The sequence below is a fragment of the Paracoccus everestensis genome (assembly GCF_021491915.1).
GTDB classification, from domain to species: Bacteria; Pseudomonadota; Alphaproteobacteria; order Rhodobacterales; family Rhodobacteraceae; genus Paracoccus; species Paracoccus everestensis.
This window is the reverse complement of record NZ_CP090836.1, coordinates 1,957,176-1,982,630: the sequence shown is the minus strand read 5'-3', so window position 1 is coordinate 1,982,630 and position 25,455 is coordinate 1,957,176. Positions and strand designations below refer to the sequence as shown.

The 25,455-nt window shown below is 62.7% G+C and carries 29 protein-coding genes and 1 tRNA gene; 13 read left to right on the top strand and 17 right to left on the bottom strand.

Features of this window, described 5'->3' with window-relative positions; genetic code table 11:
• Window positions 1-10 precede the first annotated feature (10 nt).
• Genes nirD through LZ585_RS09775 form a run of 3 tightly spaced genes read right to left on the bottom strand, consistent with a single transcriptional unit; the run spans window position 11 to window position 3,989 of the window.
• Window positions 11-346, bottom strand: coding sequence for a nitrite reductase small subunit NirD (gene nirD / locus LZ585_RS09785; RefSeq protein ID WP_234853392.1), 336 nt, complete (start codon window positions 344-346; stop codon window positions 11-13).
• On the bottom strand, window positions 343-2,772 hold the full coding sequence (gene nirB / locus LZ585_RS09780; protein WP_234853391.1) for a nitrite reductase large subunit NirB: 2,430 nt from the start codon (window positions 2,770-2,772) through the stop codon (window positions 343-345). Before nirB ends, nirD begins: the two co-directional genes overlap by 4 nt.
• An 11-nt stretch (window positions 2,773-2,783) precedes the next feature.
• On the bottom strand, window positions 2,784-3,989 hold the full coding sequence (locus LZ585_RS09775; protein ID WP_234853390.1) for an MFS transporter: 1,206 nt from the start codon (window positions 3,987-3,989) through the stop codon (window positions 2,784-2,786).
• Window positions 3,990-4,451: 462 nt separating this feature from the next.
• Here LZ585_RS09775 and LZ585_RS09770 point away from each other — a divergent pair, with 462 nt between their 5' ends.
• Together LZ585_RS09770 and LZ585_RS09765 are read left to right on the top strand one after the other, a co-directional pair.
• Window positions 4,452-5,855 carry a tyrosine-type recombinase/integrase gene (locus LZ585_RS09770; RefSeq protein ID WP_234853389.1) on the top strand — a complete coding sequence of 468 codons (1,404 nt, stop codon included), beginning with the start codon at window positions 4,452-4,454 and terminating at the stop codon, window positions 5,853-5,855.
• A gap of 60 nt (window positions 5,856-5,915) precedes the next feature.
• Window positions 5,916-6,557 carry a hypothetical protein gene (locus tag LZ585_RS09765; RefSeq protein WP_234853388.1) on the top strand — a complete coding sequence of 214 codons (642 nt, stop codon included), beginning with the start codon at window positions 5,916-5,918 and terminating at the stop codon, window positions 6,555-6,557.
• Here LZ585_RS09765 and LZ585_RS09760 read toward each other — a convergent pair.
• Complete coding sequence (locus LZ585_RS09760) at window positions 6,547-6,921, bottom strand: BRO-N domain-containing protein (RefSeq protein ID WP_234853387.1); 375 nt, start codon at window positions 6,919-6,921, stop codon at window positions 6,547-6,549. The genes LZ585_RS09765 and LZ585_RS09760 overlap by 11 nt on opposite strands.
• Before the next feature lie 185 nt (window positions 6,922-7,106).
• On the opposite strand from LZ585_RS09760, the gene LZ585_RS09755 reads away from it, so the two are divergent.
• The 7 genes from LZ585_RS09755 to LZ585_RS09725 all read left to right on the top strand — a co-directional run bounded on the left by LZ585_RS09755 (window position 7,107) and on the right by LZ585_RS09725 (window position 11,155).
• Complete coding sequence (locus tag LZ585_RS09755) at window positions 7,107-7,316, top strand: hypothetical protein (protein WP_234853386.1); 210 nt, start codon at window positions 7,107-7,109, stop codon at window positions 7,314-7,316.
• 129 nt (window positions 7,317-7,445) lie between these two features.
• Entirely contained in the window at window positions 7,446-8,000 is a 555-nt protein-coding gene (locus LZ585_RS09750; protein WP_234853385.1) for a recombinase family protein, read from the top strand.
• Between the two features lie 234 nt (window positions 8,001-8,234).
• Window positions 8,235-8,528, top strand: coding sequence for a hypothetical protein (locus LZ585_RS09745; protein ID WP_234853384.1), 294 nt, complete (start codon window positions 8,235-8,237; stop codon window positions 8,526-8,528).
• Window positions 8,528-9,091, top strand: a complete 564-nt coding sequence (locus tag LZ585_RS09740) for a hypothetical protein (RefSeq protein ID WP_234853383.1) — start codon at window positions 8,528-8,530, stop codon at window positions 9,089-9,091. The genes LZ585_RS09745 and LZ585_RS09740 overlap by 1 nt, the downstream gene beginning before the upstream one ends.
• A gap of 680 nt (window positions 9,092-9,771) precedes the next feature.
• Window positions 9,772-10,155, top strand: a complete 384-nt coding sequence (locus LZ585_RS09735) for a hypothetical protein (protein WP_234853382.1) — start codon at window positions 9,772-9,774, stop codon at window positions 10,153-10,155.
• A 97-nt stretch (window positions 10,156-10,252) separates the two neighbouring features.
• On the top strand, window positions 10,253-10,669 hold the full coding sequence (locus LZ585_RS09730; RefSeq protein ID WP_234853381.1) for a Rha family transcriptional regulator: 417 nt from the start codon (window positions 10,253-10,255) through the stop codon (window positions 10,667-10,669).
• 126 nt (window positions 10,670-10,795) lie between these two features.
• The gene (locus tag LZ585_RS09725; RefSeq protein WP_234853380.1) at window positions 10,796-11,155 is read left to right on the top strand and encodes a hypothetical protein; all 360 of its coding nucleotides are present in this window, start codon (window positions 10,796-10,798) and stop codon (window positions 11,153-11,155) included.
• A gap of 183 nt (window positions 11,156-11,338) precedes the next feature.
• On the opposite strand, the gene LZ585_RS09720 is transcribed toward LZ585_RS09725, so the two are convergent.
• Window positions 11,339-12,460, bottom strand: a complete 1,122-nt coding sequence (locus tag LZ585_RS09720; protein WP_234853379.1) for a hypothetical protein — start codon at window positions 12,458-12,460, stop codon at window positions 11,339-11,341.
• A gap of 333 nt (window positions 12,461-12,793) precedes the next feature.
• Between LZ585_RS09720 and LZ585_RS09715 the strand changes: the two genes are divergently transcribed.
• Window positions 12,794-13,477 (top strand): hypothetical protein, encoded by a 684-nt coding sequence (locus LZ585_RS09715; protein WP_234853378.1) that lies wholly within the window; start codon window positions 12,794-12,796, stop codon window positions 13,475-13,477.
• A gap of 113 nt (window positions 13,478-13,590) precedes the next feature.
• Here the strand turns inward: LZ585_RS09715 and LZ585_RS09710 are convergent.
• The 6 genes from LZ585_RS09710 to LZ585_RS09685 all read right to left on the bottom strand — a co-directional run bounded on the left by LZ585_RS09710 (window position 13,591) and on the right by LZ585_RS09685 (window position 18,441).
• A tRNA-Ala gene (locus LZ585_RS09710) sits at window positions 13,591-13,666 on the bottom strand.
• A 34-nt stretch (window positions 13,667-13,700) separates the two neighbouring features.
• Entirely contained in the window at window positions 13,701-15,056 is a 1,356-nt protein-coding gene (locus LZ585_RS09705) for a cytochrome P450 (RefSeq protein WP_234853377.1), read from the bottom strand.
• Complete coding sequence (locus LZ585_RS09700; RefSeq protein ID WP_234853376.1) at window positions 15,053-16,246, bottom strand: hypothetical protein; 1,194 nt, start codon at window positions 16,244-16,246, stop codon at window positions 15,053-15,055. The genes LZ585_RS09705 and LZ585_RS09700 overlap by 4 nt, the downstream gene beginning before the upstream one ends.
• A gap of 57 nt (window positions 16,247-16,303) precedes the next feature.
• On the bottom strand, window positions 16,304-16,987 hold the full coding sequence (locus tag LZ585_RS09695; RefSeq protein ID WP_234853375.1) for a M48 family metallopeptidase: 684 nt from the start codon (window positions 16,985-16,987) through the stop codon (window positions 16,304-16,306).
• Between the two features lie 39 nt (window positions 16,988-17,026).
• The gene (locus tag LZ585_RS09690; protein ID WP_234853374.1) at window positions 17,027-18,208 is read right to left on the bottom strand and encodes a vWA domain-containing protein; all 1,182 of its coding nucleotides are present in this window, start codon (window positions 18,206-18,208) and stop codon (window positions 17,027-17,029) included.
• Complete coding sequence (locus LZ585_RS09685) at window positions 18,208-18,441, bottom strand: apolipoprotein acyltransferase (protein WP_234855872.1); 234 nt, start codon at window positions 18,439-18,441, stop codon at window positions 18,208-18,210. The genes LZ585_RS09690 and LZ585_RS09685 overlap by 1 nt, the downstream gene beginning before the upstream one ends.
• Before the next feature lie 55 nt (window positions 18,442-18,496).
• Between LZ585_RS09685 and LZ585_RS09680 the strand changes: the two genes are divergently transcribed.
• Window positions 18,497-18,655, top strand: a complete 159-nt coding sequence (locus LZ585_RS09680) for a hypothetical protein (protein WP_234853373.1) — start codon at window positions 18,497-18,499, stop codon at window positions 18,653-18,655.
• A 13-nt stretch (window positions 18,656-18,668) separates the two neighbouring features.
• Here the strand turns inward: LZ585_RS09680 and LZ585_RS09675 are convergent, their stop codons facing one another.
• From LZ585_RS09675 to LZ585_RS09655, 5 genes are all read right to left on the bottom strand, one after another.
• Window positions 18,669-19,982 (bottom strand): GH1 family beta-glucosidase, encoded by a 1,314-nt coding sequence (locus LZ585_RS09675; protein ID WP_234853372.1) that lies wholly within the window; start codon window positions 19,980-19,982, stop codon window positions 18,669-18,671.
• 12 nt (window positions 19,983-19,994) lie between these two features.
• Window positions 19,995-20,819 carry a metal ABC transporter permease gene (locus LZ585_RS09670; RefSeq protein ID WP_234853371.1) on the bottom strand — a complete coding sequence of 275 codons (825 nt, stop codon included), beginning with the start codon at window positions 20,817-20,819 and terminating at the stop codon, window positions 19,995-19,997.
• Window positions 20,816-21,667 (bottom strand): metal ABC transporter permease, encoded by an 852-nt coding sequence (locus LZ585_RS09665; RefSeq protein ID WP_234853370.1) that lies wholly within the window; start codon window positions 21,665-21,667, stop codon window positions 20,816-20,818. The genes LZ585_RS09670 and LZ585_RS09665 overlap by 4 nt, the downstream gene beginning before the upstream one ends.
• 70 nt (window positions 21,668-21,737) lie before the next feature.
• Window positions 21,738-22,583: a manganese/iron ABC transporter ATP-binding protein gene (locus tag LZ585_RS09660; RefSeq protein WP_234853369.1), complete on the bottom strand. Its 846-nt coding sequence runs from the start codon at window positions 22,581-22,583 to the stop codon at window positions 21,738-21,740.
• The gene (locus tag LZ585_RS09655) at window positions 22,576-23,451 is read right to left on the bottom strand and encodes a metal ABC transporter substrate-binding protein (RefSeq protein WP_234853368.1); all 876 of its coding nucleotides are present in this window, start codon (window positions 23,449-23,451) and stop codon (window positions 22,576-22,578) included. The genes LZ585_RS09660 and LZ585_RS09655 overlap by 8 nt, the downstream gene beginning before the upstream one ends.
• A 113-nt stretch (window positions 23,452-23,564) precedes the next feature.
• Between LZ585_RS09655 and LZ585_RS09650 the strand changes: the two genes are divergently transcribed.
• Together LZ585_RS09650 and LZ585_RS09645 are read left to right on the top strand one after the other, a co-directional pair.
• Window positions 23,565-23,984 carry a Fur family transcriptional regulator gene (locus tag LZ585_RS09650; protein WP_234853367.1) on the top strand — a complete coding sequence of 140 codons (420 nt, stop codon included), beginning with the start codon at window positions 23,565-23,567 and terminating at the stop codon, window positions 23,982-23,984.
• A 7-nt stretch (window positions 23,985-23,991) separates the two neighbouring features.
• The gene (locus LZ585_RS09645) at window positions 23,992-24,348 is read left to right on the top strand and encodes a YigZ family protein (RefSeq protein WP_234855803.1); all 357 of its coding nucleotides are present in this window, start codon (window positions 23,992-23,994) and stop codon (window positions 24,346-24,348) included.
• On the opposite strand, the gene LZ585_RS09640 is transcribed toward LZ585_RS09645, so the two are convergent.
• A complete protein-coding gene (locus LZ585_RS09640) occupies window positions 24,345-25,364 on the bottom strand; it encodes an LLM class flavin-dependent oxidoreductase (protein ID WP_234853366.1) in 1,020 nt (339 codons plus the stop codon). The genes LZ585_RS09645 and LZ585_RS09640 overlap by 4 nt on opposite strands.
• Window positions 25,365-25,455 lie beyond the last annotated feature (91 nt).

The following is a 25,455-nucleotide window of genomic DNA, read 5'->3' as shown; positions in this document are numbered from 1 at the left end:
GATGTCCCCCCTATGCGGCGGCGCTGCGGCGGATCAGGCTGGCGTCGATCAGGATGCGTCCCTCCTGCACCTTGACGGGATAGGTGCACACCATCCCCTGATCCGCGCCTTGCGCCTGCCCGGTGTTCATGTCGAAGACCCAGTTGTGCAGCGGGCAGGTGACGGAAGTGCCGTGGACGATGCCTTCGGACAGCGGCCCGCCCTTGTGGGGGCACCGGTCCTCCAGGGCGAAGACCCGGTCGTCGGCGGTGCGGAACACGGCCACGCAGCCCTGCGCGGTCTTGACCAGGCGCGCGCCCTGTGCGGGGATGTCGTCCAGCGATCCAATATCGACAAAGATGGTCATTCGGCTGCCTCCAGCGTCAGGTCGGCAAGGGGCGCCCATTTGGGCGTCTCGGACGGGGTGGAGAGATCGGCCCAGGGGTCGCGGCGATAAACGGACTGGCTGATCTGGAACCGTTCGACCAAGGCGGCGCGGTTTTCCAGATCGTCCACGACCTGCGCGCGGATCCAGTCAAGGCCCACCTTGCCCATCCATTTCCAGATGCGGTCCAGATAGCGGGCGTTTTCCCGGTAAAGCTGGGTTACGGCCAGGATGATCTGGACCGTTTCATCCTCGGACGGGGTCGAGGCCAGGGGCACGGTCTCGCGCACCTCCATTCCCGCGGCCCCGCCAATGGAAATGTTATAGCCGCTGTCCACGCAGACCACGCCGATGTCCTTGCAGGTGGCCTCGGCGCAATTCCTGGGACAGCCGCTAACGCCCAGCTTCAGCTTGTGGGGCGTCCAGGATCCCCACATCAGCTTTTCCAGCCTGATGCCCAGGCCGGTCGAATCCTGCGTGCCCACGCGGCAGAATTCCTTGCCGACGCAGGTCTTGACCGTGCGCAGCCCCTTGGAATAGGCATGGCCGCTGACAAGGCCCGCCGCATTCAGGTCGGCCCACATATGCGGCAGGTCTTCCTTGCGCACGCCCAGCAGGTCGATCCGCTGCCCGCCCGTCACCTTGACCATCGGCACGTCGTATTTCTCGGCCGCGTCGGCGATGGCGCGCAGTTCCGCCGGCGTGGTCACGCCGCCCCACATCCGGGGGACGACCGAGTAGGTGCCGTCCTTCTGGATATTGGCGTGGTTCCTTTCATTGACGAAACGCGACTGCCGGTCGTCGCGGTATTCCAGCGGCCATTCCGCCAGCAGATAGTAGTTCAGTGCCGGGCGGCAGGAATGACACCCCCCGACAGACCGCCACCCCAGGTCCTGCATCACGGCAGGGATCGACTTCAGCCCCATGGACCGGATCAGGCGGCGCACATCCTCGTGCGTGTGGTCGGTGCATTTGCACATCCCTTCGGGGGCGTCCTGAACGGCGCCGCCCAGGGCCAGGGCCATCACCTGCTGCACAAGGCCGGTGCAGGTGCCGCACGAGGCGCTTGCCTTGGTGCAGGACCGCATCGCGTCCAGCGTGCAGGCGCCGCCTGCCACCGCATCCATGATCGCGCCCTTGGAAACGCCGTTGCAGCCGCAGATTTCCGCCTCAGGCGGCAAGGCTGCAACGGCCGCCATAGGGTCCGGGGCGGCACCCCCCTGGAAAGCCGGGCCGAAGATCAGCGTGTCGCGCATCGGACCGATGTCGGTGCCGTCCTTCATCAGCCCATAGAACCAGGCGCCATCCGCGGTGTCGCCATACATCACCACCCCGATGATGCGGTCGTTTTCCAGCACCAGGCGCTTGTAGATGCCACGCCCCGGATCGCGGAACACGATATCCTCGCGCCGCGGCCCGTCGGCGAAATCGCCCGCGCTGAACAGGTCGCAGCCCGTCACCTTCAGCTTCGTGGCGGTCTGGACGGGGGCAAAGACGGCATCCGCGCCCAGAAGGGTCTGCGCCAGAACCTTGGCCTGATCGTAAAGCGGCGCGACTAGTCCAAAGACCTGGCCGCGATGTTCCACGCATTCGCCAAGCGCGAAGATCGCCGGGTCGCTGGTGCGCAGCGCGTCGTCCACCACGATGCCGCGCTCGACCTCCAGATGCGCGTCCACGGCAATGCGGGTTTCGGGGCGGATGCCCACGGCCATGCAGACCAGGTCTGCGGGATAGACGGTGCCGTCCTCCAGCAGCACGGCCTCGGCACGGTCGGTGCCAAAAATGGCCTTGGTCGCGCCCTTGCAATGAACGGCGATGCCGCGCTTTTCCAGGTCGCGCTGCAACAGATACCCCGCCGCCGGATCAAGCTGGCGTTCCATCAGATGCCCCATCAGGTGGATCACGGTCACGCGGGCGCCACGTGCGGCCATACCCGCCGCGGCCTCCAGCCCCAGCAGGCCGCCGCCGATGACCACGGCGTCCTTGCCTGCTGTGTCCATCATCGCCTGGGTGTCCTCCAGGTCGCGATAGGCGACGACCCCTGGCAGATCCTTGCCCGGCACCGGAATGATAAAGGGCGCAGAACCCGTGGCGATCACCAGGGCGTCGTAGGGCGCGCCGCCGCTGTTCGAATAAACCACCCGGTTCTTGCGGTCGATGCGGACAACCGGTTCTCCGAACCGGCAATCGACGCCGTGGGCGGAATACCACGCGTCGTCATGGGTGACGATCTGGTCATAGGTTTTTTCACCCGACAGCACCGGCGACAGCATCAGCCGGTTATAGTTGCCGCGCGGCTCGGCGTTGAACAGGGTTACGTCCCAGGCGCCGGGTGCGGCGTCGAACAGGTGTTCCAGCATCCGGCCCGAGGCCATGCCCGCCCCGATGACGACAAGTTTCTTTTTCATGGGTTTTCCCTTCAGGCGGGTTGCGGGGCGGTGCGGGACTGGCGGATCGACAGGTGCATCCACAGGGTGCAGCCCGCCACCAGCACGAACAGGACGGCAAAGCAGCTTGACCAGGATCCGGTCTGATCCTTCAGCCAGCCGAACAGCAGCGGCAGGACGAACCCGCCCAAGCCGCCGATCATCCCGACCAAGCCACCGACGGCGCCCACGTTTTGCGGGTAATAGGTCGGGATGTGCTTGTAGACGGCGGCCTTGCCCAGGCTCATGAAAAAGCCCAGCGTGAAGATCACCGCCAGGAACCCCCCCACCGGCAGGTCGGGGATCAGCGCCAGGATGCCTGTCGCCGCCAGTGACACCAGGAAGGTCGCATACATCACGCTACGCGCGCCGATCCGGTCGGACAGCACCCCGCCATAGGAGCGAAAGATCGAGGCGGGGATCGAATAGGCCGCGCCGATCATCCCGGCGGTTTTCACGTCAAAGCCGTAAACGCCGATCAGGTAATGAGGCAGCCACAGTGCCAGGGCGACAAACGCTCCGAAGCTGAAGAAGTAATAGGCCGAGAAACGCCAGACCCGCAGGTTCTGCAGCGGCGCGAATTCCACCCGCAGGCTGCGCAGGGGCGCGCGGGCGCCGCGCCGGGCGGCGGTGACGGGATCGTCCTCGGACAGCGCCCAGAAGGCCAGGGCGGTCAGCGCCAGCACCCCCGCCCAGATCTGCGCCGTGGCCTGCCAGCCCACGGCGATCATCACAAAGGGCGCCGCGAATTTCGTGACCGCCGCGCCGACATTGCCGACGCCGAAGATGCCAAGCGCGGTGCCCTGCCGCGCCCCGTCGAAGAAGCGCGACACATAGGCCACGCCCACGGCGAAGCTGCCGCCCGCGATGCCCACGCCCAATGCCGCCAGCAGCATCTGCGGATAGGTGGTGGCCCAGGACAGCAGGAACGTGGCGGCGGCGGCGGCCAGCATGGTCAGCGTATAGACCAGCCGCCCGCCCATCCGGTCGGTGGCGACACCCAGCCCGATGCGGACCAGCGACCCGGTCAGGATGGGCATCCCGACCAGCAGGCCGAATTGCGTATCGGACAGGAAAAGCTGGTCGCGGATCTGGATGCCGATGATGGAAAAGATCGTCCAGACGGCGAAGCAGACGGTAAAGGCTGCGGTGGACAGGGTCAGGGCGCGGCCTGAATCGGGATGTGGGAATGCGGACATGGATGCTCCGATGGCGGCTTGGGGTGGCAAGTGGCTGTCGGAAAGCGCAGCGGCGCGGACCCGCAGGACCGGGACGGAACCGTCACGCTTTCAGGATTGCCGCATCGTTGCGAGCGGACCATTGGCGCGCCATTGCGCCGGGCCATAAGCGCAGATTGGCTGAATCGCGCGGCACGGCCAAGGGCGCATCGATCGCCGCAAGGCGTTCCGGCACCGTTCACGCAACAAGCGCAAACGGTTTGTGCGCGCTGCCTGCCGATTGGTCAGTTTGGCGACAGGCAAGATGGACAGGTCGTGAAACGGCAGCCAAGCAGGGGCTGCATCGGATGATTTGCGGATGGTGAGACTGGTGGAGCCGAGGGGAGGCTAAACCGGACCGCCTGAAAGCCCTTTTTTCCTTGTATTGCTGGACGAAAATGCCCAAACCTAGGCAGAATAACCTAGGCAGAATGGCGAAGACGGATGGCAGGCAAGAGTAAGCGAGGCGGTGAACGGCACCTATGGCTGCAAGGGAATGTGTTTTGGTATCGGCAGCAGATACCAAAGGCCGTTCATGCCATCATCGGCGGGCCGCAGTTCGTTCGGGTCAACCTGCGAACGGCAGACGTGATAGAGGCCAAGCGCCGCCGCGACGAACTGGAAAGCCAGACTCGCATACAGTTCCGCCACATCCAGATGGGCCGCAGGACCACCTTAGAGTTGCCTGGATGGAAACCTACACAGGCACCGACAAGGGCGCCCAGAGGGCCAGCCGAATGGGGTTGCCTATGGCGCGAAGCCCTTGCCGATGCTCACGCTTCCGGCGATGCCGAGGCCATTGAACAAGTTCGGGACTTGGCAGCCGACGAAGCTGAACGATACGGGAAGGACGATGCCAAGCGCCATGCCTTCAATGATGCCTTCAAGGGGCGCGAGGAGGTTGACCATCATCTTGAAGCCTATCTGTCCACCGTAGGGCTTGCCCCCAAGACCACCGGAGAGCGCCGTGGGCTAGTCGGAAAGATGGCCCGATGGGCAGCCTCAAAGGGTCTGACCCTTGATCGCATCGACCGCAGGCAGGCGGGCAAGTATGTCACCGAGGAGATAGACCCGCTTCACCCTGTCACCCAGACAAAGCACCTGACCGCCCTGCGGCAGTATTGGCTTTACCTTGCCAGACGCGGGCACATCGACCTCCCAGCAGGGGAGGACCGCAATAGCGGCTGGCCCTGGGATGGTCAGAAGACAGAGAAGCGCGGCAAGCGTGTGGAGCGCGGCAGCAAGGTGGAGGAGGAAAGAGCCTTCACCGATGATGAAGTGCGCAAGCTGCTGTATGCGCCTTGGCCCATGAGGAAGCCCGATTGGGAAAGCCAGATACGGGACGCCACGACCATCAGTCTGTTGACCGGGATGCGGCTTGCCGAGGTGCTAACCTTGTGGGTCGATGACGTGGACGGAGATTGGTTCGACATCAAGGAAGGCAAGACCGAAGCGGCTGCCCGTAGGGTGCCCATTCACGAAGACCTTAAGGCCATCGTCAAGCGCCGCACTGAGGGCAAGGCCAGCACCGATTGGCTGTTCCATGAACTGAGAGCCGAACGCGATGCCGGGGACACCTTTGGAAAACGCTTCAAGAGGTTCCGCGAGGCCGTGGGCGTGGATGATCGCCGCGCTGGCGTGAGGCGGTCCTTGGTCAACTTCCACTCAGCCCGGCGCTGGTTCACCACAAAGGCCAGACATGCGGGGCACCCCAAGGAGACCATCGCGGAAATCGTCGGGCACAAGCCAGACAAGAGCGACGTGACCTTTAGCGTCTATGCGAAGGGAGCCAGTGAAGGGCAGTTGAAGGCTTGCGTAGGGGACGTAAAGTTGCCTAACTCCTTGTGACAAAAGCTCGGTGATTTCGATCTTTGATGAAGTGACGAGTAAAAGACTGTGGAGGGAATAATGCGAACTGAAGAAGAACTAAAAGCTGCACTGGATGAACATATTGGCTTTCTGCAATCTTCTTGTGAGGCATTCGACAAAGGGGTGTTGGCTGAGGGAAAGCGTATTGCAAACAGCATTTACACGTTGATCTGGGACTATAAGAGAACAAAGTCTATTTTGTCCCAGATTGGCGCAAAGGAAAACATGCTGTTCCTTTCATCTGGTGATAAGTTGGATAAAGATGAAATCCTAGCCCAGAAAGCTGGTTCCTACGCTAGCCCACGCCTTTTGATGTTTGGATTCAATGAAAGGGGAATAACTTGGGAGCCGCGCCTTGGAGCAGTTCCAAGCGTGCATAGTTGGTTGAGCTTCAAAGATTGGTGGGAAGACGAGCCAATATTCTGGGCTGCCGAGGCAGAAGGCAGTATTAATCGGATATTCGTTAGCCGCAGGGAACTAATAACCTCTCTCACCGACCAGGAAGGAGGGCGTCATTTAGACCCGATATTAGATAGCGAAGGATATAAGCTCATGAAGTTTGATGAAGGTTGGCGCGATGCCTCCACTAATGAGGTGGTGCTTCGTGATCAAGCATTATTCATGGCGCGCCAGATTGGTTGGGAGATGCTTCAGACTTTGGAAAGGCAATTTACAAAGTGAACGTGCCGGTGTCCTGAAGGGCAGGCAGAACCTTGTCGGTCACCCATTGGCGATACTCACGGGCCACCGGCTTGCGGCTTTCGAGGACCATATCGTTGAAGCCTCCTCGTGTGATGAGGACAAGGAAGCGAACCTTGTGTCCACCAAGGTCTCTAATCAGACCCGCATTTGAAATGCGGGACAAACTAAGGGTCTGCTTTTGTGCCTTGTCCAGACGCAGCAGGTGATTGGTTACACCCTTGTCGATACTGAAGCCCAGCCCCTCACAGACATCCTTTGCCACGAACCACGGGGTTCCATCCGAGAACATCACCACGCGGGCTTTCCCGAAGGGGCTGCTGAAGGTCTGCACTTCGACGGGCACCGGGTCAGCAATATTCCACCGCAAAAATGCGAGGCCCAGAGATCATATAAGAGGAACGCGCGTTTCCCCCGTGGGTGCCTGTTCTCGAATGTGAGAATAAAAACAATGACTTGACTGAAGATCAACGCTGCCCCTATACGATCACCAGCGCACCAACTGCGCGAACAATCCAAGGGACAGATGACATGAACATCACGATGAACCGGGGCACCGGCTCCGCTGGCCTGCGCGTGGGCTGCTGGGAACTGCTGGTCACCAGCCGCGCCTGGGCTGATGAAGCTATGGAGAGCGGGCACGGCAAGCCCGTGGCCTTCTATCGCAACATGCTGCCAAGCGGCGCATGGGAGGTCTGCCTTCGGGTGCCCTTCATGGCTGCCTGGGCGATGAAGCACTAGGCGTCCTGTTTGGGTATACCCCAGGAGGGCATCTCAATCGGACAGTTATGGCGTCCGAATAGGGTTGACTTAAGATTTATCGGACGGTAAGCCTTCATCATCTAGACCCTATTCGGACACATCATCGCCATGACCACCTACGGTTACGCCCGCGTATCGACCACCGACCAAGACCTGACCATTCAACAGGACGCCTTGCGCAATGCAGGCTGCACCATCATCCGTTCGGAGAAGGTGACAGGGACAAAGCTGGAAGGCCGGAAGGAACTGGCAACCCTGCTAGAGTTCCTGCAATCCGGGGACGTGCTGGTCATCACCCGGCTTGATCGCCTTGCCCGTTCCATGGATGACCTGACCACCATCGTTCGCCAGCTTGAAGCGAAGGGCGTGGAGTTGCGGGCGACGGAACAGCCTATCGACACGACCAGCCCGGCAGGCAAAGCCTTCTTTCAAATGCTAGGGGTCTTCGCTGAGTTCGAGACGAACCTTCGGAAAGAGCGCCAGCTTGAAGGCATCGCCAAGGCCAAGGCCGCAGGGGTCTACAAGGGCCGCAAGCCTTCCCTTGACGTGGCAGCTATCAAGCAACTTCGGGCGAATGGTATGGGGCCAGCCGAGATTGCCAAGCGCATGGGCGTGGCACGGTCCAGCGTCTACCGCGTCCTTGATGGAGAGGAGGCAGCCTGAGCGATAATCCCCACCTTATAGATAAAAGAAACCGGCCCGGTCAGGAAGGTCCTGCCGGGTTTCCACATGCCTGACCAGATACGGTGCCGCCCCGCCTCAGTGTGTGGGCGCCAATAGCGTTTCGTATCTCGTCCCTGTTCTACCCCTCCCTCAGCACCCTCTCAAGCAGCACCCGTTGGCCGAACTGCCAGCGACCCTTTTTCGCATCCTGTATCAAAGAAGGACCTCAAAACCATGGCAAGCAGAGCCAACCGCCGCAACAACGGCGCCGACCTCATGTTCATCTCCGACCTACGCCAGCTCACCACGCGACACCTACCGGAAACCGTTGGGGCAACCCGAGAGAGCGACCAATGGAGTATGGCCCGGCTGCGGCCCGAAGTTGCCAATGTCATCGACGCGTTGGCCCAGCGCCATGTTGAAGGCACTGGCAGGCAGATCACCAAGTCAGAGATTATGGCCGCCGCGCTAAATCTCTCGCTGCCGGTCCTGGCTGCCCGAATGTTTCCCGCGAAGGGCACCGACTGATGGCCTTTGACGCGACACCGCAAGAGGAAGGCGGCACGCTCTGCCCTAGGTGTGGCGTTCAGTTTCAGCCCAAGCGAAGCAATCAAAGTTTCTGCGGCAGGGAATGCCAAAAGGCGACCAGTAGGCACGCTGCGAGGGGCGCCCGAACCACGGAGAACGCCCAGCGCAACCGCGACCATTACGACCGCGCGGCATGGCTTTGCTATGATCTAAACCGCATGGCCCCGTGGAAACGTCCCGCCCATCTATCGAAACTCATCATCGCCGCGAAGGTCGGCAACGCGAAGCTGCGCAATATTTTGACCGACCCCAAGTTGCTGGCAGCTAGCCGGACTGCGCCCATCGGCAAACTCTATCCCGACAGCCATAACTGCGATGTGCTGAATATCGCCAAGGAAGCGAACGCCTATTGTCGGGAACGATGGAGCATCGGCATCAAGGAGGCCATTGGCACGAAAGACCACCCGCCCCACGCAGATGTCATGGAGGAACCCGAAGGTGAGTTGATCGGCCCCGTGAAGGAAACCTACTGGCAGCGCCTTCGGCGGGAACGCTGTCTGTGACCCGATGCTAATCCGCCCCCCGCATATATAAAGGAGAACCCGGAGGTGCCCTGAATGGGCAGAACTTCATCATGGTCATTATCGAGAAGACCCAGCCTGAACAGGCAACCATGACACGCCCCGAAGTATAGCCTGCCCATGGCAGTTCACCTTCGGCTTTACCTCATCGCGCAACTCAGATCGGCTACGCCTCGGATAGACCAAGATCATGGGTCTACCGCGCGAAGCGCATGCGCATGTGCCCTTGAACAAGAACCTGAACCACCTCCTGCCAACGGCAGGGCACCGTTCAGGACACCTTCAACATCAAACCCCAAAGATGCCCATGACCAATCGTCCCGACAACCGATTGACCGTCTACACTCACCCGCGCATCAACAGCGCTTGGAGGGCCGTTCGCCAATCCCACATGACCAATGACGCCATAGCGGCTGCAACGGGCCTGGCCTTCCCTGACATGCAAGAGATGCGCCAGCACTGGCACGATATGCGGGAGATGGGGGTAACGCCTTCCGGCCAATGGGAACAGGACCGCCAATGCTTCCCTGCTGGGTGCCCCATCTACCGGCGCCCCTGACCGCTACCACCACCGCCCACCAAGATCATCCATCTTACGCGCCCCGTAGGTTCAGCCTGACGGGGCTTTCTCAATTCACCGACATCTAAGGAGAACCCCGAACATGAACTTTCAGAACGCACGCGGCCAACGGCAGGCGTGGAAACTTCTGCACCTTCAGGCCACGATGCCCAAGGTCAGCATTGCCAACAATGACCCGAGACTATCTAGCGCCCCCGACGATGACAGGCTTGCGTTGATTAGTCCCGAAGTCGTTAACCTGGTCCGCCTGGTCACTGTCGAGAAAGCGGAAGCAATCTTTGCGGAAGATGCTGCGGCCCTCCTCGCTACCGCACTGACTGATGCCGACATTGCCAACATTGTTGGTTTGCCTATCACCGAAGTTGAGTTCCTTCGGGCTGAATTTGACCAGCTCGGAGAGGCAGCCACAGGCGACTGGCTCAGAGACCAGAGCGTGCCCACCATCACTGGACGCTGGGAAGGCTGAGGCCATCAGGGTCTAGCCCCCACACGACCAGCCCTAACGCCACCCCGCAGGACCACCTGGCGGGGTATTTTTATGTCCACCGAAAGGACGCAACCCCATGAACATCACCACCCTGCCCACCGGCGCTGTCTTCCGCCGCGATGGCAAGCCCATGACCAACAGCAAGCAAGTCGCTGACCTGTTCGGCAAGCAGCACAAGAACGTCATGCGAGACATTGACCGGCTGATAGCAACCGACCCCTCATGTGCGCTCAATTTTGAGCCGACATTGGAACTGACCCCGATGCCCCGAGGCGGCTTCCGCAAGTCACGGGTCTACGCCATCAACCAGCGCGGCGCGGCCCTCCTCATCATGGGCTTTACCGGCGCCGAAGCATTGCGCTGGAAACAGAAGTTCCTCGATGCCTTCGACCACCTGGCGGAACGCGAGAACGACAATCACAAAGCGTTCCTCCGCAGCATGAGGAAGTCCTCACCTCAGCGCGGCAGGGCATCCCTTCGCATCGCCCACTAGGCCAGCCGCACAGGCCCTCTAGGCCAACTCCCAGCACACCCCCACCGGGAACCCTTCAAGAGCCGCCCAGCGCGCGCCTGAGGGGCTTCCAGCTACATCATCACACCGAACAGAAAGACCATCACTATGGCAGTTTACTTCGACCCCGCGACCGGCCAATTCGAGAGCGGCACCCCTGACACTTCCGGCCTTGGCAACCCCAATGCGCCAGCCCCCCGGCAACAGCACTTCCGGGGCGGCAACGAAGTCACCATCTGCACCGATGACCAGACCGGCGAACAGACCATGACCCGCACGCCCGCGCATAAAGGGCGCTGGATCGATGGCAGCGAACTGGCCCGAGGAGGTGAAGTTGAACGCACCATCCGCAGCGGGAAGACAGGCAGCCCCGTGATGAACCGCCCGTATAACGGGAACGATACCGTGGAAATCCAAGGCGGGCGTATGACCTTGAACATCGCCGCTAGTGTTCATCACCTGACATAAGATACCTGCCTTAAGGCGAGCATCGGGGTGGACCAAACAGCCGTGTGCGATACGCCCAGTGACGGTTTGGATCTCGCAAAACTGACTTAGAGCCTCAGCTTTCGCCGCCGAGGGTAAAGCAGCGAGAGACTGAGTATCATTTGTCAGGTGGTAAACACTAGGTGGTATAGACTGCGACCGAAGCTACCCTTTAACTAAACGCATCCGTCGCATCACTTTCCGTGACAAAGGAGCAGTACGGCCCTTCAGTTTGGAGAAGAATAATCCTATCGGAAGTGTTTTCACCCACTCCTCTTCAACTCCATTTTGCCGGGCGAACTTCAACGCATCGACAAGATAATTTCTTTGCACTTGATTCTTTGCTAACGGACGCAAAGCATCCCAACGGGATACCTTTGGACCTAGGCACGCTGGCGGCTCCATGCCGTTAGCCTCAAAGTTCATTTTAGTTCGAATGCATTTCTCGCATTTTCCGCAATTGAGATTTGCGCCAAGTTCAACATCCTGCCAGCAAACTCTTAAGTTCTCTGTCAGTGCCAAGGGAAGCATTCTAAATTTTTGAGTTCTAGTAAATCCTGTTCCTTCAGTTTGTATGGTTCTGATGCCACTGAGAAGATGGTTCGTTGCAGGATTGCTGGACCAAGGCATAACTATGCTTCCATAGTCCTCATCACTGCTAAGGATGCCGTAACCAACATCAAATTGATGCAAGCAGCCTGTGATGCCGGCAATGAAAACCATCTCCCAATGAGGATTGTATTTCCGCCAGTTAGTTCGAACAACTGTTAGCGGGAGGTTATAATGGCTTAATGTTGCACTGGCTATATTCTCGAAAACAGAAAAATCTTTGTCTATCGGAACATCCATCCCGTGGATCAAAACTGCGGCTTCAATCACTCTTTTTCGGCGACCCGCATAGCCTTCCATATGGAAAGCAAGAGAGGAATTTGCGTCTACCCCTCCGGAATATGCTATAACGGCGGAGTTAGGTCTTTGATGTTTTAATATCTCTTCGTCAGCCGTGATTGGCACAACCTTGAATAGACTAGGACGCAACAAAGCCCATGCTCTTTGGAATTCTTCGATGTTCTCAAGTAGCGTTGCGGAGACAGGTCCTGCCACATGGATAGGCTCGCCCCTACTCATAGCCATAAAAATCGACGCGACTAGAGCGGCGTCAAGGTCTGTGATTGGTGCGGGAAGAACTTCGCCAACAAACTCATAAAATATCTCCTCCTGGCCAAAGGTCAGTTTCCGAGTTACCGTCTTTTCCGACCTGTTTTCTGTAAGATTGATTACTATCAAGGATCTGCCCTACCTGATGCCATGGTAACGTGCTCTTTATGGCGTCTTTGGTAAGGGCTGTCATCAGGTGATAACTATCCTAAAGATGACAACGCGAAGCCGACCCTGGGTTCGCCTCTTGCTAATACCAAGTTGGTTCTTCTGGGCTGGACCACTAGGTGTTCTCCACCTGATACCTGCCTTAAGGCGAGCATCGGGGTGGATCGAACAGCCCTGTGCGATGCGCCCAGTGACTGTTTGGATCTCGCGTAGCTGATTTGGACCCTTAGCTCGCGCTGCCGGCGATAAAACAGCGAGAAACTAGGTATCATTTGTCAGGCGGTGAACACTAGCTTGGGTCTCATCAGCCGGGATGGCAACGGAGGCTTTTCTTTTAGCGGCGATGCCGGGAGCGACCGGACACCGCAGGCCGCCCCTCAGCAGCCCCAGCAGGGACAGCCGAACGGGAACCCTGAAGGAGAACTCCAAGGGGAAATCTTCAGGGCATCCGATGAAGCGGAGACGGCCATCACCGCGCTCATCAGCAGCACCATGCCCGGCGCCCAGGTTGCGGCAATCAACGCTGTCGCGGAAACAGGCGGGATTGACCACCGTGTCATAGAACGCTTGGCGCAGCAGTCAGGGCAGGAACCGGCGCAGATCGCCCAACAGGTGCAGCAAGTCTATGACGGCTTCCATGGCGCCATCAGCAGCCGCCTAGAGGGCGCTGGGGTCCATGACCTTGAACTGTTCGATGAGTTCGTTGGCGGTGACCAGCGCCTTTATCGTGACATGCAGAAGGCGGTTCGTGACCTGATGATGAACAATGATACATCGGGCTTTGAGCGGCTGGCAGCCACCTACCGGGAAGCCTTGGACGTGATCGACCCCGAGGCCGTGAGGGAGGCCCTGGACGCGGCAGGCATCAAGCATCGTCGCGGCGATGGAGGCAGCATCGTGATGAACCTTCCGGGGCATGGAGAGGTCAGCTATCGGGCAGCCATGAAGGCGGGTCTCATCAAGGTCAGCCGGGGCTGAGTCGGCGGGGGATGGCACGAAACTGTCCCCCAAAAAAAATCTAGGCAGAAAGGGGCAGGCAGCATGGCAGAGAATTTCTTCTAACCGCTTGTTTTCCAATGATTTTGTGAAACTGGTGGAGCCGAGGGGAATCGAACCCCTGACCTCGTCATTGCGAACGACGCGCTCTACCAACTGAGCTACGACCCCACTGGCGTTCTTTTTCCCGTGTCGGCACGGAATGTCAAGCTGATGAATCGCGCTCCGCGCGCGGGGTCAGGTGGATGTGGATGCCGTCTTGGCCACGGACGGTCAGGCGGGCGACGGGGACGGGGGCCAGCGGCCCGGGGCGCAGGGTAAAGGCCTGGGCCACGCGGGCCAGCATCGCCGCGCCCTCTATCATCGCAAGGCCGGCGCCGGGGCAGACGCGTTCGCCCGCTGAAAAGGGGATAAAGGCGTCGCGGGCGCTGCTGCGCGTTTCAGGACGGGACCAGCGGCCCGGATCAAAGGCATCGGGGTTGTCCCACAGGCGTTGATGGCGGTGCAGGTGCCAGGGCGACAGGATCAACTGCGCCCCGCGCGGGACGGGCCGGCCGCGCAGGGTTTCTGGCCGGGCGGCTTCGCGCACCATCATCGGGACCGGGGGGTAAAGGCGCAGCGCTTCCCGGAACACGGCGCGGGTGGTGCGCAGGGCATTGACGCCCGCCATGTCGGGGGTCAGGGACGCGGCCTCGGCGGCGACGCGGTCCTGCCATTCGGGATGGGCGGCCAGCAGCCACAGTGCCCAGGCCAAGGTCGATGCGCTTGTCTCGTGGCCCGCCAGAAAGAAGATCGCCACCTGATCCACCATCTGGGGTTCGGAAAAGCAGTGGCCCGTCTGGGGATCCGGCGTGGTCATGATCCGCGTCGCCAGATCGTCGGGGGCATTGCCCAGGCGGATCGCAGCCATGCGGTCGGCGACCAGACCGGCGATCAGGCCGCGGATCTGGGCGGCCGTTCGGCGGGTGCGGCGGGAATGGGGATGCGGCAGCCAGGCGGGCCAAGGCAGCAGGGCAGCCCAGTTGACGACGGGCTGGGCCTCCTGGTGGGTGCGAAAGGCCGCAAAGACCTGCGCCGCCGTTTCATGTTCGATAGGCATGGAGAACAGCGCCCGAAAGATGACATCGGCGGCGGCAAAGCTGGTCTCGGGTTCGATATCCTGAAGGCCGGGGCGCAGGCGCGCGACCAGGGCGTCGGCGGCACCGAAGATCGCGGGCAGGGTCTGGTGCAGCCTGCCGCCCTCGAACGCGGGGTCGATGATGCGGCGCTGTGCCGCCCATTCGGGACCGTTGGTGACGAACACGGAAGCCCCCAACAGCGGCGCAAGGCCCGCGCGCAGGCGGTTCGATTTCGGGAAATCGCCGGGCCGGTCCTTCAGGATCAGGCGGATCAGGGCAGGGTCGTTGCAGACAAAGCTGTGGATCAGCGGGCTGCGGAATTCGGCCATCCAGGCGCGATACAGGCGTTCGGGCAGCGCCGACAGCAGGTCGTGGCGGAACGCGCGGACAAAGCGCCACAGGCTGCCCCGGCCTTCGGTTGTGTGGGGGCGCGGCGGGATCATGGCAGGCCCGGCCCCACGGGCGTGGCGATCCGTCCGGGCGAATGCTTGCGGTCCTTGAAGCGGTCAGCCAGCGGCTGCGGCCCGGCGGTGATGGCAAAGTAATCGTAATCGCCAGGACGGTCGAAAGCGCACAGGTATTGCAGATGCAGCCGAAACCACCGCCCCCGCAGTTCCCGTTGCTGGGCAGGCGACAGCCTCCGGCTGAACGCCGCCGACAAGACCAGGGGCCACCGCTGGCACCGTCCGGCGACGCCGGTGACCGCCACCGGATCGCACAGGGCAAAGCTGCATGGATCGCCCGGCGCGGTCACGTCCAGCCAGAACACCTCCGGCCGTTCCGAAAGGAAGGCGAGGTCGGCCCGCAATCGCTGCGCGCGCGGCAGAAAGGACGCCATGGGAATGACATGGCCCAGGGTCATCAGCGACAGCGCTGGCCCCCCGGGCGCAACATCCCGGCGGCGGATCAGGTCGGCCAGGATCGACACCCCCAGATAGGCGCCGGATGAATGGCCGACCACCAGGACCTCGTCCCAATCCTGGCTCATGGCATCGGACAGGCGGTCGGTGAACAAGGCCAGCCGGTCTTCCAATGCGGGCGGATAGGCACCGTGCAGGCTGGCCGTGAAGGCGTAATCCTGCATCAGGTAATATGCGAACAGGCGGTGATCCTGGGACCGCGCAAAGGCCAGGACGCCCCAGCCCGCCAGCAGGCCGGGCAAAACCGCAAGCCAGCCGATCCCCGAAAGGGCAGCAATGCCCCAACCCGTCAGCCCTCCTGCCAGCACCGCGCAAGCCAGTTGCCCCATCAGCATCGCCAGCGGATAAAGCGCCGCCAGCACCGGTCCCCGCCGCAGGCACATCATCCGCAGCAAGGCCCCCGACCAAAGATAGAGCCAGGCCACCCTCAGCATCTGCCAATAGGTGGCCATGATCCCGCCGCGCATCGAGGCCTGGACCAGATCGGCCCAGACCAGAACCTCGATCCGTGCCTGGGCCTCGCCCGTGGGAAAGCGGGCGCGGGTGGTCCAGCCAAAGCCGGCCGCGCCGTCCAGACGTTCCATCGCCACGTCATAGCCGCCGATCAGCGCCTGCTTGTTCGACTCGCGCCGATACAACTCTCGGTAGCGACGCGGGGGCATGGGATCAAAGCCTGGAACATACAGAACCAGGCGGCGGAAGGGGCGGGTCATCGTTTATTCCGTTGGGGCAACCCCAGCATAGGCGCCCCGTCCGATCCCGCAAGGGGGTCAGCCCCCCTGCCAGCGGCCTTGCAGCGCCTCGATCGCGGCGATGCGGCGGGCGGTGGGGGGGTGGGACAACAGCCAAGCGGGGGCCGCGCCGCCGCGACTGCCTGTCAAGCGTTCCAGCTTGCGGAACAGGGAAATCTGCGGCTCGGTCCCCAGGCCCGCGCGGATCATCAGGGCGCTTGCGAAACGGTCGGCCTCGAATTCGTCGTCGCGCGACAGGCGGGCAGCGACGGCGGTGGCGATCAGTCCGGCGATCCATGCGCCCAGGCCGGGAATGATGCGCCCCAGCACCCCGGCAAGCGCCATGCGGATCGCGTTCTGGCCCGCAAAGTCGATCATCCTCCGCCGGGCATGGCCGTGGGCGACATGGCCCAGTTCGTGGGCGATGACGCTGGCCAGTTCCTCGGGCGTGACCTCGCCCACATCCAGCTTGCGGATGAAGCCGCGTGTCAGGAAGATGCGCCCGTCGGGGGCGGCAAGGCCGTTGACAGGGTCCACCTCATAGACATGGGCGCGCACGGGCGGCAAGTCCATCGCCCGGCCAAGCCGTTCCAGCATGGGCGTCAGGCGGGGGTGGTTCAGCGGCGTCGATTTCTGGTTCAGTTCCTGCCGCAGCCTCCACAGGGAAAAGAACCACATGGCGGCCAGATACAGAACCAGCAGGATGATCGGCAGGTATTTCATGGCACCAATATGGCCCCGCCCGGCCGCTCGCGCCAGAGGTCAGCCGAGGATCCGCATCGCCTGCGTCAACCCGTCCAGCGTCATGGGCATCATCCGGTTTTCGAAGATATTTCCGACCATGGCAATGGATTGGGTATATCCCCAATGCGCCTGCGGGACCGGGTTCAGCCAGACGTGATCGGGCCAGGTCTCGGCCGCGCGGCGCAGCCAGACCTCGCCCGGCTCGGGGTTCCAGTGTTCGTTGGCCCCGCCGGGAACGGCGATCTCGTATGGCGACATGGACGCATCGCCCACGAAGATGCATTTGTAGTCGCGCCCGAAGCGGTGCAGCACGTCCCAGGTGGGCGTCTGCTCGGTCCAGCGGCGGCGGTTGTCGGTCCACAGGCCTTCGTAAAGGCAGTTGTGGAAATAGAAATGCTCCATGTGCTTGAACTCGGCCCGCGCGGCCGAGAACAGCTCGTCCACGACGCGGATATGGTCGTCCATCGACCCGCCCACGTCCAGAAACAGCAGCACCTTGACCGCATTGCGCCGTTCGGGCCGGGTCTGCACGTCGATATAGCCGTGATCGGCAGTGGCGCGGATGGTGGCGGGCAGGTCCAGTTCGTCCGCCGCGCCGTGGCGTGCCCATTGCCGCAGGCGTTTCAGCGCGACCTTGATGTTGCGGGTGCCCAGTTCGACATTGTCGTCGAAATCGCGGAATTCGCGCTTGTCCCAGACCTTGACGGCGCGGCGGTGGCGGGATTCGTCCTGGCCGATCCGCACGCCTTCGGGGTTGTAGCCATAGGCACCGAAGGGCGAGGTTCCCGCGGTGCCGATCCACTTGGACCCGCCCTGGTGGCGCCCCTGCTGTTCGGCCAGCCTTTCGCGCAGCTTGCGCATCAGATCCTCGAAGCTGCCGCCGCCTTGGATTTCCGCCTTTTCGGCATCGGTCAGCAGCTTTTCGGCCAGCTTTTCCAGCCAATCGCGGGGGATCGCCTGTTCGGTCACAAGCGTCTCGACCGGGATCGCCTCCAGGCCCGAAAAGGCTTCGGCAAAGGCGCGGTCGAAGCGGTCGATGTGGCGTTCGTCCTTGACCAGCGCCAGCCGGGCAAGGTGATAGAAGCCGTCCACGGACCAGTCCGCGACGCCCGCCTGCATCCCGGCCATCAGGTCCAGCCATTCCCGCAGCGAGACCGGCACCCCTTGCCGACGCAGGCTGTCCAGAAACGGGATGAACATCACATCATCCGATCCAGGATGACAGTGGCAAACAGGCCCAGCACTGCCAGCGCCATGGCAAAGCCCGCCGCATATTGCGCGCGGTCGCGCCGGGTGCCGCCCAGTTGCCCGGCACGGCGCCAGCCCAGGGTTGCACCGATGATGGCGGCGGCGATGACGATCATGACGGTTCTTTCCGGTGCGGCTTTCTTCCTCAGATAGCCGCTGGGCCGGGGGGGTGCAACCAAGGCCATGGAACAGGCGCCCCCCTGCGGGGTTGAACGGATGACGGAAACGCAGGAGGACGCCATGACCGACAAGGAAAACCCCGACGCCGTTCCGCCCGGCACCCCCGGCGCGGGCGAGAACATCTGCCGCAAATGCGAAGGCAGCGGCCGGGCCGAGGGCAAGGAATGCCCCGAATGCGGCGGCACGGGCAAGGTGACGACGGGGATCGGCGGGGGCTGATCCCCCTTTCGGATCACCCTTTCAGCATGGTGCGGAACGCCTGCCAGCTTGCCTTGGGGGTGCGGGCCATTGTCTTGTAATCGACATGGACCAACCCGAAGCGGGGGCCGTAACCCCAGCCCCATTCGAAGTTGTCCAAAAGTGACCAATAAAAGAAGCCGCGCAGGTTCACGCCCTGGTCCATGGCGGCACGCGCGGCGCGCAGGTGATCGCCGATAAAGGCCACGCGGCGGGGATCGCTGGTGATGTCCGCGTCTGCCGCCTCGGCCAGGCCGTTTTCCGTGACCATGACGGGCAGGTTGCCCAAATGGTCGCGGGACAGGCGGACCAGGAACTCGGTCAGGCCATCGGGCCGGATCTCCCATCCCATCTGCGTCTTGGGCAGCGGCCCGTCCACCCCTTTGCCCTGCGGCCACAGCCCGTCGCCCGCCGCATAACGCCTGCGGGTGTAATAATTCACGCCAAGCCAGTCGATCGGCTGAGCGATCCTGTCCATGTCATCGTGCCAGCCCTGGGGCAGGTGCGGTTCCAATCCATCAAGCGCGGCTTGCGGATAGCCTTGGCCCATGACCGCCCGGATGAACCATTGGTTATAGATGGCATCCTGGACCGTTGCTGCGCGGATCGCGCCGGGACTGTCGTCGGCGGGATGGGCGGTTTCGAAATTCAGCACGATACCCAGGTTTTCCGCGCCGCCTGCGCGCAAGGCATGCATGGCTGTTCCATGGGCCAGCAGGACATGGTGCATGGCGCGGGCGGCGGCGCGGATGTCGCGCAGACCGGGGGCGTGCTGGCCCAGGAAATGCGACAGCCAGGCGATGCACCAGGGTTCGTTCAGCGTGGCGGTGCTGGCCAGGCGGTCGCCCAGCCGCGCGTGAACCGCGGCGCAGTAATCGGCAAAGCGTCCGGCGATGTCCCGGTTCTGCCAGCCGCCCATATCCGACAGCGCGGCGGGCAGATCCCAGTGATAGCAGGTCAGGTGCGGGGCCAGCCCGCGTTCCATCATCCCATCGACCAGCCGGTCATAGAAATCCATAGCCTGCGGATTGATCGTCACCCCGTCGGGCATGACCCGCGCCCAGGAGGTCGAAAAGCGATAGGCTGAGAAGCCCGCATCCCGGATCAGATCCAGATCCTCGGGCCAGCGATGGTAATGATCGCAGGCCAGGGTGCCGTTGCTGCCGTCCGCGACATTGCCAGGGGTGGCGGCAAAGCTGTCCCAATGCGACGGCCCCGCGCCGCCATGGGCCGACCCCTCGATCTGATAGGCCGAGGTGGCGACGCCGAAGACGAAATCCGCAGGAAAGGCCGAACGGTCGGGCAGCATGGTTTTTCCCCCTTAAGCGGCATTCCGGTGGTGGGTCATCTGCCGCCAAAGAAAGACCAGCGTGAACAACCCTGTCATCACGACGACAATGGTCGGCGCGGGCGCGCTGTCCAGCCAAAAGCTGATCCAGATGCCGGCAAGGCTTGATCCTGCTCCGATGATCACGGACAGCGCCAGCATCGCCTGCAACCGTCGGGTCAGCAGGAACGCGATGGCCCCCGGCGCGATCAGCAGCGCGACCGACAGGATGATTCCCACCGCCGACAGCATCGCCACCACCACGGCGGAAATCATTGCCAGCATCCCGTAATGCAGCCAGGCCACGGGCAGGCCCGCCGCCCGTGCCTGCACGGGGTCAAAGACCAGCAGCGCGAAATCCCGCCATTTCAGGATCAGCACCAGTCCCACCACCGCCGAGATCGATCCCGCCGAAAGAAAGTCGTCCCGCCCGATGCCCAGGATGTTCCCGAACAGGATATGGTCCAGATGCACGTCGGTCGGGAACTGCGTATGGATCACGATCCCCAGGCCGAACAGGCCCGACATGACGACGCCAAGCGCAGTGTCGGGCTTGACCCGGCTGTTGGCATCCAGCCATCCCGCCGACAGGGCGCAGATCATCCCGGCGATGAAAGCCCCGATCAGCAGCGGGATCCCGGCCAGATAGGCCAGGACGATCCCGGGCAGTACCGCATGGCTGATCCCGTCGCCCATCAGGGCCCAGCCTCTCAGCACCAGAAAGCAGCTGAGCAGGGCCGCGGGAATGGCGACAATGACGGCGATCAGCGCGGCCTCGACCATGAAGGGAAAGGCGAGGGGGGCGGTCAGCCAGGTCATGGGCGCGCCTGGCGGATGCGGCGGCGGCTGGCAAGGATGCCATGTGTGGGCGCAAGGACAAAGGCCGCCAGGAAGATCAGCGTCTGCAGGACCACGATGATGCCGCCCGTCGCGCCGTCCAGGAAAAAGCTGAGATAGGCGCCGATGGCCGAGGTCAGCGTGCCGATGGCCACCGACAGCGCGATCAACCGGGGAAAGCGGTCTGTCAGCAGATAGGCCGTGGCGCCGGGCGTCACCACCATGGCAATGACCAGAAAGGCGCCCACGGTCTGCATGGCCGCGACGGTGGACCCGGCCAGTAGGGTGAAGAACAGGACTTTCAGCCGTCCCGGATGCAGGCCGATGGTGCGCGCGTGGCTTTCGTCAAAGAACACCACCATCAGGTCGCGCCATTTTGCCAGCAGGACCACCAGCGACACGCCCCCGATGATCGCCAGTTGAACCGTGTCGCCCGGCGAGATCGCCAGGATATTGCCCATGGTGATCGCCTGCAGGTCGACCGAAACCGGATTGAGCGAGATCATGAACAGCCCGATTCCGAAAAATCCGGTGAAGATCAGACCAATGATCGCGTCTTCCTTCAATCCCGTGCGGCTGTTCAGGAACAGCATAGTCAACGCCGCCAGCCCGCCTGACAGAAATGCGCCAAGCGCGAAAGGCAGGCCCAGCATATAGGCGCCAGCCACGCCTGGGACGATGGAATGGGACAGGGCATCGCCGATCAGGCTCCATCCTTTCAGCATCAGATAGGCGGACAGGAAGGCGCAAACCCCACCAACCAGGGCGGATACCCAGATGGCGTTCGTCATGTAGCCATAGGTGAAGGGGATCAGCAGGGTTTCCAGCATCAGGCGCAGCAAGCGGGGGTTTCACACCCCCACACCCCCGTGGGATATTTCGGCCAAGGCAAAGCGGCTGTCATTGGTCCTTCCTGCGGGGGCGCTGGTCGTAAAAGACCAGGGGACGCTCGTCGTCGGTGAACACGTCCACGCTGCGCTGGTCCGCGTCGTCGTGCAGCGCCGTGCCGCCCAGGACGAAATGGCGCAGGACGCCGCCAAAGGCGAGGCGCAGGTTTTCGGGGGTGAAGGTCGTCTCGGTCGGGCCGCTTGCCAGGACAGTGCCTTTGACCATCACCACCCGGTCGCAATATTCGGGAACCGAGCCAAGGTTGTGAGTGGACACCAGCATCACCCGGCCTTCGTCCCGCATCGCCATGAGCAGGGCGATGATCGCCTGTTCCGTTTGCACATCGACGCCGGTGAAGGGCTCGTCCAGCAGGATCACCTTTGCTTCCTGCGCGATGGCGCGGGCCAGGAAGACGCGTTTCTTCTGGCCCCCCGACAACTCGCCGATCTGGCGGCGGCGGAAGTCGGCGATGTTCACGCGGGCCAGGGCTGCATCCACCGCGTGCCGGTCAATAGGGCGGGGGCGGCGGAAAAAGCCCATATGGCCGTATCGGCCCATCATCACCACGTCTTCCACCAGGACAGGAAAGGTCCAGTCCACTTCCTCGGCCTGGGGAACATAGGCGACGAGGTTTCTGGAAAGTGCGTCCTCGACCGTGCCGCCCCCGATGCGGACCTGGCCCGAGGCATGGGGTAAAAGGCCCATCAGCGCCTTGAACAGCGTCGATTTGCCCGCCCCGTTGACGCCCACAAGCGCGGTGACGGACCCCAAGGGAACGGAGAAGCTGGCATCGCGCAAGGCGGTGACGCCGTTGCGATAGGCAACGGTCAGGTTCCGGACCTCGATCCCGTCAGTCATTCCGCAGGCCGTTCACGATGGTTTCCGATGTGACACGCAGCAGGTCGAGGTAGGTGGGAACAGGGCCGTCAGTCTCGGACAGGCTGTCCACATAGAGAACGCCGCCATAGGTCGCGCCGGTTTCCGAGGCCACGCGGCGGGCCGGGCGGTCGGATACGGTGGATTCCGAAAACACCACGCCCACATCGTTGTCGCGCATCACGTCGATCACATGGCGCACCTGCTGCGGCGTGCCCTGCGCATCGGCATTGATCGGCCAAAGATACAGTTCGCGCAGCCCAAAATCGCGGGCCAGATAGGAAAACGCGCCTTCGGAGGTGACCAGCCAGCGGCGGTCGTCTGGCAGGGCGCGGGCGGCGTCGCGCAAGGGGGCGATGGTCGCGGTGATCTGCGCCTTGTAGGCGTTCGCATTGGCTTGATAGGCCGTCGCGTTGTCGGGATCGGCGCCAGCCATGGCCGCCGCGATGTTGTCCACATAGATCAGCGCGGATTCCAGCGACATCCAGGCATGGGGGTTCGGCTTGCCGTCGTAATCGCCGCCGTTGATCGACATGGGCTGGACCCCGTCGCTGACAACGGCCACGGGAATGTCGCCAAGCTGGTCGATGAATTGCTGGAACCAGGATTCAAGGTTCAGCCCGTTCACCAGGATCAGGTCCGCATCCGTGGAGCGGATCAGGTCGCCGGAGGTGGGCTGGTAATTGTGGATTTCGGCCCCCGGCTTGGTGATGGATTCCACGTCCGCCGCATCGCCCGCGACGTTGCGGGCCATGTCGGCGATGATGGTAAACGTGGTCGCTACCTTCAGCCTGTCGGCATGGGCGGGCAGGGCGATCAGCGCCAAGGCCAAGGCAAGGGGCAGTTTCATCGGTGGATATTCCAACGGCTTCTGTCCATGGGACGGTTATGTGCGAGCGATTCGCAACTGTCAATAGTTGAGAATTAGTTGCAACTGAACGCCGGATGCGGCATGACGGTTTCATGGAAAATCGTGCATCCCAGCTGGAACAGGCCCTGCGCAGGGCGGGCGTGCGGGTCACCCGTCAGCGCGCCGCGTTGTTGCGCGTGATTGCGGGCAGCGAGGATCATCCCGACGCCGCCGAACTGCACCGACGGGCCGAGGCTGCCGGGGCGGGGGTGTCGCTGGCGACCGTGTACCGCACTCTGACCACGCTGCAGACGCAAGGCGTGATCGAGAAGCTGGAATTCCAGGGCGAGCCCGCCCGGTGGGAGGCTGCCGACCAGCGGCACCACGATCACATGATCGACGTGGACACGGGCGAGGTGGTCGAGTTCATCAACGACCGGATCGAGCGTTTGCAGGCAGAGATCGCGGCCGAGATGGGATACGAGATCGTCCATCACCGGCTGGAGCTTTATGTGCGGCGGCGGGGTGGCTGACCCTTTGATGCAGGTCTTCGACAAGATCATCGCCGACCGGGGATCGCGCTATGCCGTGTCGGGCGGGCCTGCCGCCAGCCGGGCCGAGGCAGCGGCGCTGCTGGCCGAACTGAAGCGAAGCAAGCGGTTTGCCAAGGCAACCCATAACAGCTGGGCCGCGATCCTGAGCGGCGAGGCCGTCAAGGACGACGATGGAGAGGCCGGCGCGGGGGCGCTGATCCTGCAGATGCTGGACCGCGCGGGGCTGCAGGACCATGTGGTGATCGTGACCCGGTGGTATGGCGGCAAGCCGCTGGGCGGCGACCGCTTCCGCCATGTGGCGGATGCGGTCAGGCTTTACCTGCGCGAAACGGGCAAGGGTTAGCGCCAGCCAAGCGCCGGGGCGACATGGCGCAGGATGCTGTCGATGACATGGACGTTGTAATCCACGCCCAGCATATTCGGGACCGTCAGCAGCAGAGTATCGGCCTCGGCCACAGCCTCGTCCTCGCGCAGCTGCTCGACCAGCCGGTCGGGTTCGTCGGCATAGCTGCGTCCGAACACCGCGCGATAGTTGTCGATATTGCCGATCTGGTCGCTGTCCTTGCCGCCGCGCCCGAAGTACCGCCGGTCCATGTCGTTCACCAGGGCGAAGATCGACCGGCTGACCGACACGCGCGGGGCGTGCGCATGGCCCGCAGCCGCCCAGGCCTTGCGATAGGCGCGGATCTGGCGGGCCTGCTGGACATGGAACGGTTCGCCCGATTCATCGACCTTGAGGGTCGAGCTTTGCAGGTTCATGCCCATCTGCGCCGCCCATTCGGCCGTCGCATCCGAGGCCGAGCCCCACCAGATGCGATTGCGCAGGCCGGCTGAATGAGGTTCCAGCCGCAGCAGGCCCGGCGGGTTCGGGAACATCGGGCGCGGGTTGGGGCGGGCAAAGCCCTGGCCTTCCAGCTGTTGGAGGAACACCTCGGTATGGCGGCGGGCCATGTCCTGGTCGCTCTCGCCCTCGGCGGGCTGATATCCGAAATACCGCCAGCCATCGACGACCTGTTCAGGGCTGCCCCGGCTGATGCCCAGTTGCAGGCGCCCCCCGGAAATCAGATCCGCCGCGCCCGCATCCTCGACCATGTACAGCGGATTTTCATAGCGCATGTCGATCACACCGGTGCCGATCTCGATCGTCTTGGTGCGGGCGCCGACTGCGGCCAGTAGCGGAAAGGGCGAGGCAAGCTGGCGGGCGAAGTGATGCACGCGGAAATAGGCGCCGTCCGCGCCCAGTTCCTCGGCGGCCACCGCCAGGTCGATGGATTGCAGCAGCACGTCCTGGGCCGTGCGGACCTGCGATCCCTTTTCGGGCGACCAGTGGCCGAAGGACAGAAAGCCGATCTTCTTCATGATATCCCTTTGGTGCGCGTCATGCGCGTCAAGGGGGGATGTGGGTCCGGGGCGGTGGTCCGGCAAGGTTCACGGGCGCGCAGGGGTTGTG